At 63.8% G+C, this 15,062-nt stretch carries 8 protein-coding genes; 3 read left to right on the forward strand and 5 right to left on the reverse strand.

Features of this window, described 5'->3' with window-relative positions; genetic code table 11:
- Positions 1 to 13: 13 nt before the first annotated feature.
- The 3 genes from O9H32_RS03605 to O9H32_RS03615 all read right to left on the reverse strand — a co-directional run bounded on the left by O9H32_RS03605 (position 14) and on the right by O9H32_RS03615 (position 9,306).
- On the reverse strand, positions 14 to 1,681 hold the full coding sequence (locus O9H32_RS03605) for a hypothetical protein (protein WP_269864449.1): 1,668 nt from the start codon (positions 1,679 to 1,681) through the stop codon (positions 14 to 16).
- The gene (locus O9H32_RS03610) at positions 1,678 to 8,394 is read right to left on the reverse strand and encodes a DUF7507 domain-containing protein (RefSeq protein ID WP_269864450.1); all 6,717 of its coding nucleotides are present in this window, start codon (positions 8,392 to 8,394) and stop codon (positions 1,678 to 1,680) included. The genes O9H32_RS03605 and O9H32_RS03610 overlap by 4 nt, the downstream gene beginning before the upstream one ends.
- Before the next feature lie 123 nt (positions 8,395 to 8,517).
- Positions 8,518 to 9,306, reverse strand: a complete 789-nt coding sequence (locus O9H32_RS03615) for a class I SAM-dependent methyltransferase (RefSeq protein ID WP_269864451.1) — start codon at positions 9,304 to 9,306, stop codon at positions 8,518 to 8,520.
- Positions 9,307 to 9,850: 544 nt separating this feature from the next.
- Here O9H32_RS03615 and O9H32_RS03620 point away from each other — a divergent pair.
- Together O9H32_RS03620 and O9H32_RS03625 are read left to right on the forward strand one after the other, a co-directional pair.
- Positions 9,851 to 11,383: a glycosyltransferase gene (locus O9H32_RS03620; RefSeq protein WP_269864453.1), complete on the forward strand. Its 1,533-nt coding sequence runs from the start codon at positions 9,851 to 9,853 to the stop codon at positions 11,381 to 11,383.
- A complete protein-coding gene (locus O9H32_RS03625; RefSeq protein ID WP_269864454.1) occupies positions 11,380 to 12,390 on the forward strand; it encodes a polysaccharide pyruvyl transferase family protein in 1,011 nt (336 codons plus the stop codon). Before O9H32_RS03620 ends, O9H32_RS03625 begins: the two co-directional genes overlap by 4 nt.
- On the opposite strand, the gene O9H32_RS03630 is transcribed toward O9H32_RS03625, so the two are convergent.
- Entirely contained in the window at positions 12,387 to 13,403 is a 1,017-nt protein-coding gene (locus O9H32_RS03630) for a glycosyltransferase (protein ID WP_269864455.1), read from the reverse strand. The two genes, O9H32_RS03625 and O9H32_RS03630, sit on opposite strands and share 4 nt — an antisense overlap.
- Positions 13,404 to 13,521: 118 nt before the next feature.
- On the opposite strand from O9H32_RS03630, the gene O9H32_RS03635 reads away from it, so the two are divergent.
- Positions 13,522 to 14,853, forward strand: a complete 1,332-nt coding sequence (locus O9H32_RS03635; protein ID WP_269864456.1) for a glycosyltransferase family 2 protein — start codon at positions 13,522 to 13,524, stop codon at positions 14,851 to 14,853.
- Here the strand turns inward: O9H32_RS03635 and O9H32_RS03640 are convergent.
- A complete protein-coding gene (locus tag O9H32_RS03640; protein ID WP_269864457.1) occupies positions 14,850 to 15,050 on the reverse strand; it encodes a hypothetical protein in 201 nt (66 codons plus the stop codon). The two genes, O9H32_RS03635 and O9H32_RS03640, sit on opposite strands and share 4 nt — an antisense overlap.
- Positions 15,051 to 15,062: the final 12 nt, after the last annotated feature.

Raw genomic sequence — 15,062 nt, forward strand, 5'->3', positions numbered from 1 at the left:
CTCCCGGCCCCGGTCATTCCATTCCGGGGTCGAGCGAAATGAAGAAATCGTCCGATTCGGCTCTTCCGGTATGCAGTGTTTCGTTCACTGCGTATTCGTAAGGTACGCGGATCCGCCCCTTGATCCAGGTCCGGTGGGGATGGCGCAGGATCCGCAGCAGGTACACGATCTCCACGGAGCTGAACGGCGGCACCGTCCCGGTTCTCCCCGTACCGCCGCCGCCCATCCACCGCAGGCTGCCTTCCACGTATTCCGCCCCCAGGGGAATCAGGTCACGGAGCTGAACCGCGGCCGCCGTATTGCCCGAATTCGTAATCCTCACACGCACCGTGATGAGGTCTCCGGGATCGGCCGAGGAGGGGGCGGCGGAGGCGCTCACGGTGAGAATCGGCAGCAGCAGCCGTGTCACGGCCGCATTCGATATCGCGGATTGCCGAACGACCCGCCCCTGCCCGAGCTGCAGCGTATAGCCCACTTCGCCTTGGTTGGACAGGAGTTCCCTCAGCGGAGGGGAATGGACGGCAGTGACCGTAGATTCGAAGGTGACGGCGGTCCAGGACCCGGGCTGGAGCGGACCCAGGGGCACGCCCGAGGCGGGATGAGCGCCCTCCAGCGTGCGCCCGTTCACCTGTAGTACGCTGCCGAGGACGAACAAGCTGCCCGGCGGCACCGCATCGGTGAGCAATGCTTCTACGACAGCGTTGCCTGTGTTCTTCACGAGCAGATGATACCGGAGCCGGTCTCCCGCCGTGGCTGACGTACGGTCCACGCTTTTGTCCAGCGTCACAGCCGGGGCCAGGACTACGGCTGCGGCTTCATTCGAATAGGCGACGCCGCGGGAGCCGGTGCCCGCTGTGTACTCTACCGCCGCCTGGGAGGCAATCTCATAAGGCGGCGCAGGCAGCCCCGCGACCCGGACGCGGAAGGTGACTTCGACCGAAGCGCCGGGCGCGATCGTGCCGAGGGCGATGCCCTGCAGGGGGGAGGCGCCCGGCAGGAACACCCGGTCCGCCGTGACGCTGCCCGGCACAAATTCGGCGAACGGCGACAGGGTATCGGTCAGCACGACGCTGCGGATAGGGAGGGATCCGTCGTTGAGAATGGAGATCCGGTAAGTGACTGTATCTCCAACCAGGGCCTCCGCGGGAGTCACGGTTTTGATAACGGCGACCCGCACCCTCTCCACCTCTACGACGGAGAGGGAGGACTGAGCTTCTCCATGCACGAGGCGCCCGTCAGGCACCCGGAAGCTGTAGACCGCCCGGGCCTGATTAGCCAGCCTGCCTCCCGGGGGGAAGGCGAAAAGCAGCACCTGGAAGGAAGCGAGCACTTCTTCCCCGGGAAGCACGGTACCGAGCCGGATGCCCGACTGCGGGTGTGCTGCAGCCTGAGGGATGCCGTCCACCGTCACCGAGTTCGCAACATATGAGGTTCCCTCCGGCAGCTTGTCGAACAAGGCGACCTCGGCTGCAGCATTGCCGGTATTCCTCAGCCGGAGCCGGTAAGTCAAGGTCTGGCCGAGCATGGCTCTTGCCGGTTCGGCTTCCTTCTCCAAGGTAAGATAAGGGCCGATGACCGGCGTATGCACGAGATTGGAGTAGGACTGTCCCGAATACCCTCCGGATTGGAAGCGGACGACCGATTGATTCGTCAGCCCGGAGGGCGGCCGCCGGGCGCTCATGGCACCACGACCACCTGGAAGGTGACGGTCGAAGAGGCTCCTGGCGCGATCGATGGAAGCGATACGCCCGTCCCGGGATTATCGGCAGGCCGCGAGGCGCCGTCCACCGTCACGCTGCCGGCGACAAGCCGGGTACCGGCAGGAATCGTGTCGGAGAGAACCACATTATTCACCGGCGCAATGCCGTTGTTCGTGACAACGACGGTATAGGTGATCGTATCCCCGACGACGGCGTCGATCACGTCCGCGCTCTTCACCACCGAGACGTCCGGGGCGGATACCGGGATCGTGAGAATGTTGGAGGCGGCCGTGCCGGTGCCAGCCCGGCCTGCCGGCGTGGCGAATGTAAAGCTGGCGAAGCCCGAGTTCACGAGCTGCTGCGGCGATGGCAGCGCATCGACCGTCACTTCGAGGGACACGCGGACGAGCACCGTCTCTCCCGCTGCCACGCTGCCCAGCGGGATGCCCTGGGTCGGATCGGCGCCGGGTCTGGGGGCGCCGTCAATGACTACGCTGTTCGGGATGAAGGCGGTCCCGGACGGGATGGAATCGGTCAAGGTCACGTTCGCCGGCAGATTGCCCGTGTTCGTGACGGAGAAGAAGTAGACGACCGTATCGCCCACCGTGGCATTGCTCGTATTGGCCGACTTGGTCACGGCGATCAGCGGCTGGAAGACCGGCGTCTGCACGATATTCGAGAAGCTGGTGCCCGAGAACGTGCCGGAAGTGAAGCTGGCGGAGGAACGGTTGCTGAGCACCGCGGGCGCCGGCAGCGAAGTGACGGTGACCTGGAATGTGACGGCGAGGGACGTGCCCGGCGCGATGCTGCCGACGGGTATGCCGGCCGCCGGGTTCGCACCCGGCTGCGGCGTGCCGCCTACCGTCACGCTCCCGGGAACGAAGACTGCCCCGGCCGGGATCGGATCGCCGAAGACGACGCCGGTCACATCCGCGATGCCGGTATTGGTCAGGACGGAAGTATAAGTGATGGTATCGCCGAAGATCGCATCCACGGTCGGCGTCGACTTCACAATGCCGACGTTCGGTGCCGATACCGACACCGTCACCCTGTTGGATACGGCGCTGCCGGTAAGGGTCCTGCCGTCGGGCGGCGTGTAGGTGAAGCTGCCTGATGCCTCATTGGTCAGCTGCTGGTTCGTGGGCAGCGTATTGATCACTATGGTGAAGGTTGCCGTTACCGGGGAGCCCGGGGCTACGGTGCCGATGGAGAAACCGGCGGCCGGATCCGCTCCCGGCTGGACGGAGCCGTTCACGATGACGCTGTTCGGCACGAACGATGCCCCTGCCGGGATCGGGTCCGCCAAGATGACCTCAGCCGCCAGATTTCCGGCGTTGCTCGCCGTCACCGAGTAGACGACGGTTCCCCCCACGGAAGCGTTCGCGGTGTTCGCGCTCTTCGTCAACGTGAGGAGCGGCTGGAAGACCGGCGTCACGACCGTATTGGAGATCGAGGTGCCGGAGAAGGCGCCGGAGGTGAAGCTGACGAAGGAACGGTTGGTGATGACGGGCGGGCTCGGCAGCGAAACGACCTGGAGCCGGAAGGCCACCGTAACGGAATCCCCAGGCGCAATGGAGCCGATCACGATGCCGGAAGCGGGCGTGGCATTCTCCAGGACCGTCCCGTTCACCTTTACGCTGCCCGGGATGAAGGCCGTGCCTGCGGGAAGGGCGTCGAATACCACCACATTGTCCACCACGGTGCCAATACCATTATTCGTGACGACGACCGTGTAGGGAATGATATCGCCGGGAACCGCATCCACTGACGCCGTGCTCTTGACCGCCGACACATTCGGAGAGGAGACGGGTACCGTAACGGTATTGGAGACGGCCGATCCGGTGAGCTGCCGCCCGTCGGGCGGGGTGAACGTGAAGGCGGCGCCCGCCTGGTTCACGATCTGCTGTGTCTGCGGCAGCGTCTCGATCAGGACGGAGAACGATACCGGTACGGCAGCGCCCGGGGCCACTGTGCCGATGGGGAAGCCTGCGCCAGGGGACGCGCCGGGAAGCGGCGACCCGTTCACGATGACGCTGTTGGCTGCGAACGACGTTCCCGGAGGAAGGGTATCCGAGAGCGTGACGGCCGCCGGGAAGTTCCCCGTATTGCTGACATTGACCGTGTAGGTGACCGTGTCGCCCACCGTGGCATTGCTCGTATTGGCCGACTTGACGAGATTCAGAATCGGCTGGAAGACCGGGGTGACATCGGTGTTGGAGAATACCGAGCTCGCGAAAGCGCCGGACGTGAAGCTGACAACGGATTGGTTGAGCAGCTGGGCCGGTTCGGGCAGGGTATTGACCCTCACGCTGAAGGTGACCGTGACGGTGCTGCCCGGCGCGATGCTGCTGATCGCGATGCCGGTCCCCGGATCCCCTGCAACCGGGACGCCGTCCACGGCCGCGCTTCCGGCGACGTAGGAGGTGCCGGCCGGTACGCTGTCCGTGAACTGTACATTGGTCACCGCCTCTATGCCGCGGTTGGTGATGGCAACCGAATAACCCACGATATCCCCTACGACCGCATCGATGGCGGGGGAGCTCTTCACCACCTCCACATCCGGCGAAGAGACCGGGAAGGAGACGGTATTGGAAGCGGCCGTACGGGTCAGAGTCCGCCCGTCGGGCGGAGTGAACGTGAAGCTGGCCGCAGCCTGGTTCGCCTGCTGCTGGTCCGGCGGAAGCGAATCGATCACGAGGGCGAAGCTTACCGCCACGCTCTGGCCGGGAGCTACCATGCCGACCGCGATGCCTGTCGCCGGGCTGGAATCGGGCTGGGGCCTACTCCCTACCACCACGCTGTTCGGGACGAAGGTGGCGCTGGGTGGGATCGTATCCGTCAGGGTGACCGCGGCACCCAAATTCCCGGTGTTGCTGACCACCACCGTATAGACTACCGTATCGCCTACAGTCGCATTCGATGTATTCGCGCTCTTCTGCAGCGAGATCACCGGCTGGGTCACGGGAGTAACGACCGTATTGGACGAAGAGGAAGCGGCGAACGTGCCGGTCGTGAAGCTGACCGTAGACTGGTTATTGATATTCGGAGGGGTTGCCATGGTTATTCTCACCTCATAAGTCACGGTAACCGCACCGCCCGCAGGCAGGGTTCCGATGGGAATGCCGGACAGGGGGTCCGCGGACGGCGCGGCGGCGCCGTTCACGGTAACGCTGCCGGGTACAAAAGCGGTGCCTTCCGTGCTGTTAGCTGCAAAAACAAGGTTGTTCGCCGGGGCCGTTCCGCTGTTCCGGATCACAGCGGTATACCGGATGATGTCGCCCGAGACCCCAGTCATGGATCCGGCTGACAGCTCGACGCTGACATCCGGGGCGGATACCGGGATCGTCAAGGTGTTCGAGGGAACCGAGCCGCTTACCGTGCGGCCGTCCGAGAGCCGGAACGAATAAGCGGCTGCAGCCTCGTTGACGAGCACCTGGGGCGACGGCAGGGAGGTGACGGCTACCTCGAAGGTCACATCGATGCGGGCCCCGGCGGCCAGGGCGCCCAGAGGGATGCCCGAGAGGGGACTCACGCCCGGGCGCGGCCTATCCCCGGCAATGACGCTGTTCGTGACGAAGGAAGTGCCGGCCGGCAGCGAATCGGTCAGCGTAATCTCCGCAGCCGCGCTGCCTGTATTGGTTACCGTAACGAAGTATGCAAAGGTGTCGCCCACCGAGGTTACGGTCCGGTTGGCCCCCTTGGCCGCCCCCAGCACGGGCTGCAGGATGGCAGTCGCCGCTATGTTCGAGAAGGCGGCGCCGCTGAAGGCGCCCGACGTGAAAGAGACGGCGGCCTGGTTGGCTGCTTCAGGGGGATTCGGCAGCGAACGGACCTGCGCCCGGAACGTCACGGATGCCGAGGCCCCGGGCGCCAGTGCGCCGATGGATATTCCTCCGCCCGGGTCCGCCTCGGGCCGTGCGGTGCCGTCGACCGTAACGCTTCCGGGAACGAAGAGCGTGCCGGAGGGGGCGGTGTCGGAGAGGCTGACCCCTTGAGCTGCGGCGGCGCCGCTGTTGACAATGAGTACGGAATAGGTGAGTACATCCCCCAGCACGGCTTCGGCTGCACTGACGCTCTTCGTGACCGTCAGGTTCGGTGCGGAAGCGGGCAGATCCACAATCCCCGAGGACACGCTTCCGGTCAGCGTCCGGCCGTCGGGGGGCTGGTATGTATAGGCGGCCGCCGCTTGGTTGACCAGTCTCGGAGGGGACGGCAGGGATCCGAGCATGGCTCGGAACGTGACGGTCACGGCTCCGCCGGGCGGCACCGTACCAACCGGGATGCCGGTAACAGGGCTGGCGCCCGGGCTCGGATTCCCGCCGATCGTCACGCTGCCGGGTACGAAGGACGACGGCGGCGCAAGGCTGTCGGTCAGCGTCACGGAGGCGGCGAGATTGCCCGTATTGCGGACCGTGAGCACGTAGGGAATCTCGCTGCCGACGACGGCGGCACCGGCGGGAGAGCTTTTCTCCAGCCCAATGACGGGCTGATAGACCGGTGTGACCACGGCGTTCGACACCGAGATGCCCTGGAACGTGCCCGAGCTGTACGTCACGGATGCCTGGTTCGAGAGCTGGGCCGGACTCGGCAGGGAGAAGACCTCGATCCGGTAGGTCACGGCAGCGGAGCTTCCTGCGGCAATCGTGCCAAGGGCCACACCCGCCGCAGGGCTTCCCCCGGATACGGAGATGCCCCGTACCGTCACGCTGCCGGGAACGAGGCGTCCGCCGGCCGGCAGCGGATCCGATAAGACGACATTCGTGATGCTCTGGCTGCCGTTGTTGGCCGCCGTTACGGTATAAGTGACGATATCGCCCACTACGGCGCTGGGGACACCGGCCGATTTGACGGCCGTGACGTTCGGCAGCGTCACCGGAATCGTGACGGTATTCGAAGCGGCGGATCCGGTCAGTATCCGGCCGTCAGGGACTTGGGACGAATAGGCGGCGGAGCCTTGATTGACGAGCTGGGGTGGGGAGGGCAGCGCGTTCACCTGGACTTGGAAGGTGAGCGTCGACGAGCCGCCGGCCGCGATGGTGCCGATGTTCACGCCGGCGGCCGGATTCGCCCCGGGTACCGTCGACCCGCCGACCGTGACCGAATTCGGGACGAAGGCGGAGCCGGCCGGAATATTGTCGGTCACCGTCACCGCCGCTCCGACGTTGCCGGTATTGGTCACGGCCAGCGTGTACGTAACGAGATCGCCGACGGTTGCCGCCGAAGTGCCTGCACTCTTCGCGATACCGATGACGGGGGCATAGACCGGCGTGATGACGGTATTGGACGGAATGACTCCCGTGATGACGGAGCCGCCCGCGACGCTCTGGAAGGTGAAGGCCGCCTGGGCCTGGTTGGCCAGCTGCTGCGGACTGGGCAGGGACGCTACCCGTGCCCGGTATGTAAGGGTGATGGACGTGCCGAGAGCGAGCGAGCCGACCGGTACGCCGGTCGTAATATCCAGGGTCGGCCGGGAGGCGCCCGCCACGGTCACACTGCCGCTCACGAAGGCGGAGCCGGCCGGGAGCGTATCCGAGACGACGACGCTCGCGGCGCTGGCTGTCCCCGTGTTGCTTACGGTCACGGTATAGGTGATAACGTCGCCGACGACCGAGCCTGCTGCGCTTGCGCTTTTGGCCGTGGTGATCTTGGGCGCATTAATGTCGATCTGGATCGCATTGGCGTTGACCACATACGCATCGCCGGATGTGGTGAGCTGGAGGACGGCGGACGACTGGTTGTTGACCAGGCGTGCGGAGATATCGACATTGGTGATATCCCAGCCCTGCCGGCCGGCCGAAATGTTCGTTCCCGGCGCCCCGTTGGTCTGGTTGCGCGTGCCGAACGTTCCTGTAGTGGAGAGCTGGCCGGCGTCGTTGTTGATCTGCGAAGCAAAAAAGTTGTTCGCGAAGTTATTCGGACCGGACAGGGCCACCAGCGTGGAGGAGGTCGGACCGAACAGCGCCTGGTCCCCCGTCCGGTTCGCGTCGCCTTCCTGGGCGCTGAACAGAGCCCGGCCGCCGAGTGCACCGGTGACCGGGGTGGCGAACCCCGTGAGTGTCGTCGAGACCGCAGCCGAGGTGGACTGGACGAGTACGGCCCCGGCCCGCAGCGACATGTTGCGGAACGGCAGGGACGGATTCTCATAGATCACGCCGAGGGTCCAGCCGGCATGGTTGGCCGTCGGATCGTTGTTAATGACGAGCGTGCCGACGACCCTTCCCACCGTGTAAGTTCCCGCGCCTCCCTGCTGGATCAGGGAGGTGACATTGGCTGACCGGACATAGGCGAAGGCGTCGCTGCCGAGATCCACCTCATTGCGGGTCGCGGTATCGGGCGTGATGTTGGAGGTGCCCGCCGGGGTGGTCAGCGTGATTGGATTGTTGATCAGGGAGCTCAGATTGACGTTCCCGTTAATGTATGTCGCGCCCCAGATCAGTTCTGCATAGAGCACGGTACTCCCTGCGGGCAGAGTGAGGACAGCCGAAGCGCTGTTGCTGAGGTACTGGCTCGTCGTCCCGAGCGGGTAGGTGCCGTACCTCACGGTGGAATCGGTGGTGGTGAAAGCGCCGATACTGTCGTTGGTGCCCGGGGTCCCTGCACTGGTGCCGCGGCTTAAGCCGAGCGTGTTTCCCGTAAAGGTGATGGCTCCTGTCGCGTTGAGTGTGGAGCGGACTACGAGAGGTATGATCTTCACCCCCATGGCTGCAAAGTAAGGCCTGCCTACGCTCCATAAGCAGACGGTCATTGGCTTCCCGCTTTCACTATTCTATGAGGGGGAACGGCCGGATTTGATATGGATTGGGAGTTTTTTTGGGGCTTACCGTTGTCGCTTCTTCCCTGTCGGTCCCGCCTTCCTGCGCCGCGGCTTCCGGAGGGGAGGGGAGGCCCCAGGCACCGGCCCGGCCGCAGGATGGTCTACGGGCGGAGCTTCGCTTGCCAACGTGTCCGTAGCCTCAGCCGTGTCCGGAGCATCTGGGGGCTCCTGGGCTGCAGAACGCAAGCCTTCCACCCACAGGGGCTCCGGGAAGGCCTGCCTGCTGAGCTGCAGCAGCTCTGCGGGCGGGATCTCTTCCTTGGCGACGACCAGATGGTACATGATCTCATCGACGACGTTCGGCTCGACGTCCTTCAGGTATTCGCGTTCCTCCTCTTCATAGAGCGGGGGAAGGTAGGGGGCCCGGTAGAAGAGCTCCATGCGGAGCAGACGAAAATCGTAGGGGACATCATCTCCTGTGTAAGGCGACAGAGGCGGGCAGGAGGGGCTTCCCGGAGGCTCCCAGTAGGAGTTCGTCATGTACCGCGGCGTCGTTTCATCGAAGAGCTGCCGGAGATGGGGGTTCGAACGGTGGCGGAACTGGTGCGCATAGGGGGCCAGGATGCAGACGACGGCTTTATGAATACAGATCCGGTACAGCTCGGCGAGCACGGCGGGCAGATCGGCGGCATAGGCCAGCGAGCGGCTGGCCATGACGAATTCCACCGCATCACCCGGCAGGGGGAGCGGGCTGCCAAAATCGCATACGATATCCACCCCGTCCAGCGGCCGGCGGTCGAGTCCCGTGAAGCCGGGGTGCTTAAAGGCGCCGCAGCCGAGATCCAGTTTCATCGGAACACCTCCCTGCTTCAGTTCTTCTACCAGAGTATGGCGGCGCAAGCCCCGTTGCCCGGGCAGGCATCAGGGAGGAGGGTTCCGGGTGTGCGGGATATCGGGATTTTTTTATTATTTAATTGTGCGGGACAGGTATAGGAAGGGCGTACAGGGGACATTCTAATATCAACGGTGAAAAGAGAGGTGTTTTCCGTTGTACGAATCAACGAAGACAGAGGTTGTTGTCGGAATTTGATATGAAGTGAGGGGATGTGCCGCAGAGACGTTAGTGTAGTAAACTTACTGCCATAGTGTTTTCTAGGTCGAACCGAGCTCTCATGATGTTCCCAATGAACCAACAAATCAATTCACCGTTGAAAGGACCCCGCAAGGGGTCTTTTTCTTTGTCATGTCTTAACCACTACGAACACGAAGCTCTCTCAAGGCCCTTCCTCCGCAGAATCACTAAATCTTTCCAGAGCTTCATTCGTCTATCACATAATAAGCCGGGCTTACATTTATTAAGAGAGGATGGAACGTAAGCTGGAGGAGGTAAGACGACATGGGAGTCATCCTGTACCCGCCCACAATCGATTGGTCTTGGATGAAACAGCGTCCCCAGCATCTCATGGACCAGTTCGCGCAGCATGGACACAGCGTGTTCTACTTCAATAAAACCGGAACGGCCGGCAAGCCTGTCTACGAACGGGTAGCCCCGAATCTCTATTTGGTTCACCATGCCGAGTATTTCATCAAGAACCTCTGGCCGCGGATGCGTCCGGGGCAAGGAACGGTGTATTGGACCTCTTGGAGCAGACAGCTGCCCAGGGGCAAATCTATATATGGCTCCGATTACGTAGTCTACGACTGCGTGGATGATTTCCCCGACTGGGAATCGGACGAACGCAATCATATTCATAACGCCGACGCCGTCGTATGCACCGCCGATGGGCTGCAGGCCAAGATGGCGGTGCTCGCTCCGTCGAAGCCGGTCATCCAGGTGCCGAACGGCTGCGACTGGGATTATTTCCGGCGGACGATGTTCCGCAACCGGAGCGTGCCGCTGCCCGGCGTGCCGAATAGGAGAGGGCCGAAGATCGGCTATATCGGAGCCTGGGCGCCCTGGGTGGATGAGCGGATCATTCAGAAGCTCGGTGAACAGATTCCGCATGCCGAGGTCGTCATCGTCGGCCCCAAGCTCAGGGAAGATACGGCGGCATATCCCGCCAATGTGCATTTTCTCGGCTATCAGGATTACAGCAAGCTGCCCGGCATTCTGCCGCATCTGAATGTCTGCATCATCCCGTTTCATGTCAACCGGATTACACAGAGCACCAATCCGATCAAAGTATACGAATATTTGGCGGCCGGCAAACCGGTGGTGTCGACCGACCTGCCCGAAGTGCGCAAAATGGTGCCGCATGTTGCCATCGCAGGGGACCCGGACGATTTTGTCCGGCAGGTGCAGTCGCTGCTCGCTTCGCCCGACCGCCTGCAGGAGCAGCGCTCCCGCTATGCCAAAATGTTCAGCTGGCGCAACCGCTACCTGCATATCCAGCACCATCTCAGCCAGTGGTACCCGGTGTTCATGGATAAGAGCCAACCGGTGTCCTTGGTGCCGGCGCCCCGCATTCATGAGATCCCGCTCGCGCACCAGACCGTGAATTCCTATTACCGGGATACGACCTTCCTTCATGAGCCGTCCTGGGTGGGGTGCATGCCTGCCGGGGAGTACCGGTTTCTCGTGAAGCTCGATCCGGGCATCATTCCGGCCTCCGCCGAGGCGGTCCATCTTGAATTCGATGCGGCCTGCCGTGCGGAAGACGGCATTCAGGTGGACATAGGGGTCTCCGCGGAGAACTGGGCACCCGAGACGCTCAGCTTTGCGAGCCGGCCTTCCTTTGCTGCGATGGGCTCCATGCGGGCGGAAGACCGGCTGCAGGAGACTTTTTCCTTCGATGTGACCTCTTATGCGCGGCAGAGCGGGGCCGTTACGTTCGAACTGTCGAGTCCGCAGCAGGTCGTCACGACGCTCGGACGTCCGAGATTAACCTGCTTTGTCCCACCTACTACGGAAGGAGGAGACCGTCCATGAATATCTGCGTATGCGGCTATCTCGGCATGGGGAACTTCGGCGACGAGCTGTTCCTGAAGACCTTCGCACAAGTGCTGGAGGGCCACCGCGTCTTTCCTTGGGTAGCCCAGGTCGACGTCAACCGTGTCGATGCCGTACTGATCGGCGGGGGAGACCTGATTACACCGTATCACTTCAATTCGTTCTACTTTCCCCCGCAGCTGGAGAACAAACCGACCTGGATCTACGGCGTCGGGATTGTGGACTACTATCCGGAGCATACGTGGCCTGCCGAAGAGGTGGAGAAATACCGGGTGCGCACGGCCGGGGCCCAGAGCATGGCGCTGCGGGACCAGCGGTCCGCGGACATCGCCGCCCGGTTGTCGCTGAACGGCTCGATCGATGTCGTGCCTGACGTCGTCTTCGGCTACGAGCCCCCGGGCTACCCGATGGGCCGCTTCTCGGCCCGTCCCACCGCGGGACTCTGCATCTTCACTTATGATGCGTTCCCCAAAGACAAGCTGCTGGAGATTGCGGGGCATCTCATCGCCAAGGGGTACGACCTGGTGTTCATCCCGGTCGTGAATCAGTCCAACAACACGTTCGCGGATGCCGGGTTGTGCTCCGAGCTCAAGGAGGAGATCCTGCAGCGCCACCCGAAGGCCGTCGTCCTCGTGCCCCGTCCCCAGTACGATCTTGAGGTCACGTACAGCTATCTCGGCTCGCTGGACTGCCTCATCTCCTTCAAGCTCCACCCGTCTCTGGCGGCCATCCGCAGCGGGGTGCCGGTCTTCTGCCTGACCCAGATGAGCAAAGTCCGGAGTCTCATGGAGAGCTTCGGTCTCGACGATTATGTCTTGGATTATACTCTGCCGCAGGAGACGCTGATGGAGAAGCTCGATGATTTCCTGGCGAACGGGAGAGCGCGGCTTGCCGCCGCAGCGCCCCGGATCCGCCAAACCGAGGAGCTTGCGCGCCGCAAGCTGGAGGAGCTCAAAGCGTCGATGGAGCAGCGCCTCCTGCCTTAGCGGCGGAAGGGGAGCCCTGCGAGCACCTCTTCGACTTCGCGGGCACGGTGCGACCAGGTATGCTCCAGCGCATAGGCGGTCCGGGCCCTGCTGTCGCCGGGACTGGTCAGCCGCAGGGCGGCAAGCTTCACGAATTCCCCGTGATCGCGGGCACAATCCACGAAGGGCGCCATGCGGCGGCATTCGGGAAGGCGGGTGGCGATCACGGGTTTTCCTGTGGCCAGATACTCGTATGCTTTGACCGGATTGGTCGCCAGCGTCACGTCGGTGAGCCGGAAGGGGATGACGAACAGGGAGCACCGCTCCATATAGAGCGGCAGCTCGCTGTGAGGCTTCATGCCGAGAAAATGCAGGCGGGGATCCCGGGCGTACTTGCGCCCGAATTCGGGCCCGATGACCATAACCGCGGTATCGGGCAGTGCGCGGGCGGTCTTGCGGAGGAGCATGTCATCGACCCAGGGGGCCCAAGCGCCGATGTAGCCGATCCAAGGGCCGGAATGCTCCGGCAGTTCGGGCGGGGGGGCGGCTGCGGCGGCTGTCCGGTCGTGCAGGCCCATCGAGGCATCGTAGGCATTGCGGACAAGCGCGGTGCGCGCCCCGGGATACTGGCGCCGGATCCGCTCATGGATCCGCTCCGCCGTACAGAAGATGACGTCGGCCGCCCCGGCCATCGCCGGTTCATGGACGAGCCATTCGGAGAACTCGTCGACGCAGTCGTAGACCGTAAGGTCCGCCCCGTACCGGGGCAGCGTAGGAGCGAGCTGCGGCAGCGTCACCCACACGACGGACGGGCCCGGGAAGCCCCCGCGGACCGCGGGCCACTCCTCCCGGAGCCACCTCTCGTGGTCATGAACCAGATGCAGGCCGGGAGCCAGTGTCTCCACGCCCGCATCCCGGCGGGTGGCGTTGCAGTAATAGACGGTATGCCCCCTGCCGGCCAGATGGCTCATCAGCTGCTGCGGGCGCTGCTTCATCCAGGCCCAGTCGATGGAAGGAGGGTAGACGAACAGCATGGAGAACGCCCCCTTTGGCTTGAACTTCGAATGGTATACCTATTCCGCTGCGGTCACCATTATTCGCCCTTCGGCATAATGTGTTATTACCTAAACGGATGGAGGGAGGGAGCTCCGCATGCTGCTGCTGATCCTGGAGCTGCCGGAAGCGGCGGTGTCGGAACTCACCCTGCGGAGTCTCCCGGATCCGGGTCCGATCGAGATGCGCGTAGTCAGGCCTCCGTTCGCGGAGCGGATGAACGAACTGCTGCGGGACTACCGGCTGCCTTATTTTGCGGCCGTAGAGGCAGGGGCGCTCCTGCACCCGCCGTACTGGCTGTGCGGGCACCCCGAATGGAGTTCGCTGCCTGCCGGCACGGCCGGGCTTGTCCAGGCCGAAGGCGCGGCGTACGAAGGCCCCTTCTTATGGAATACGGAGCTCGTGCGCGGCAGCGGGGGCTTCGAGCCGCATGCCCGGCTGCCCTTTGATTCGCTCGTGCTCGAATCGAAGTACTGCTCCCTCGGTTCGTCGCGTCCATGGAAGAAGACCGGGGGCCTGCCGTTCTTCCCCGGCCCAGGACCGCGTTCCGGCCGGGGAAGGGAGATCCGGGAGCTGATCGGGCCGCTCGTCGGGGGAGCGGAGTGCCGGCCGTCGCCTGAGGCGGAAGGCCGGCCCGGCGGAGAAGAAGCAAGCGATGCTCGGCAGGGGGAGACGCCGCTCTGCTCGGTCGTCCTCTGCCATTACCGCAACGCGGACCTGGTGCCTTGGGCGGTGCGCAGCGTGCTGGCGCAGACGTCCGGGGACTGGGAGCTGATCCTGGTCGATGACGGTTCGCCGGTCCCTCCGGGGCGGTACATGGCGGATCTGCTCACCTCCCCTCGCATCCGCACGGTCCTTCACGAGCGCAACGAAGGGAAAGCGGCAGCCCTCAACACGGGTCTCGCCTGCGCGCGGGGCACATGGCTCATCGAGCTCGATGCGGACGACTGGCTGCATCCGTCCTGCGTGGCGTCTGTAGCCGGAGAAGAAGGGAAGGCCCCTGCGGGAACGGCGCTGCTGTACGGGGACCACTACGAGTGGCTGCAGCGGCCGGGCCGGGAGCCGCTTCTGCGGGGACGGACCCGCTACGGGGCTGATCTCGATGTGGAGGCGCATGTGCGGAGCGGCCGGCCGGTCGCTCCCCGTATCTATCGTACGGAGATCTTGCGCCGGCTCGGCGGCTGGCCCTTGGACGGTCTCTTCGGGGGGCGGCTGTATGAGGATATGGAGATGCTGCTCTCGCTCGCGGAGGCGCACCCGCTGCATTATGTACCGAAGCCGCTCTACCACCGCCGCATCCGGCAGGACAGCGTGACGCGGCAGAAGGAACCGGCCTACCTCCGATGGCTGGAGGCAAGGGAAGAGGAGGCGGGAGGACCCGGGGGCAGATCTGCCCGGGGACAGAGCCGCCCGAAGGGGTCAAGCACCTAGGCGAGAATACGTACGAACTGCACGCTGGCGTTCAGGATCGTGATATTCACCGGGGGCGAATAATACGTGCCGTCGCTTTGGCTGATGATAAAAAAATCAGCCTCCACTTGAAGGAGCACACCCGTGAAAAACTGGTTCTGCAGGAACACTTCGATCGTCCGGCCCAGGTAACCGGCAAGAAGCTCAGAGAAATTCATTCGTCAACCCTC

Source organism: Paenibacillus caseinilyticus, assembly GCF_027533645.1.
GTDB classification, from domain to species: domain Bacteria; phylum Bacillota; class Bacilli; order Paenibacillales; family NBRC-103111; genus Paenibacillus_G; species Paenibacillus_G caseinilyticus.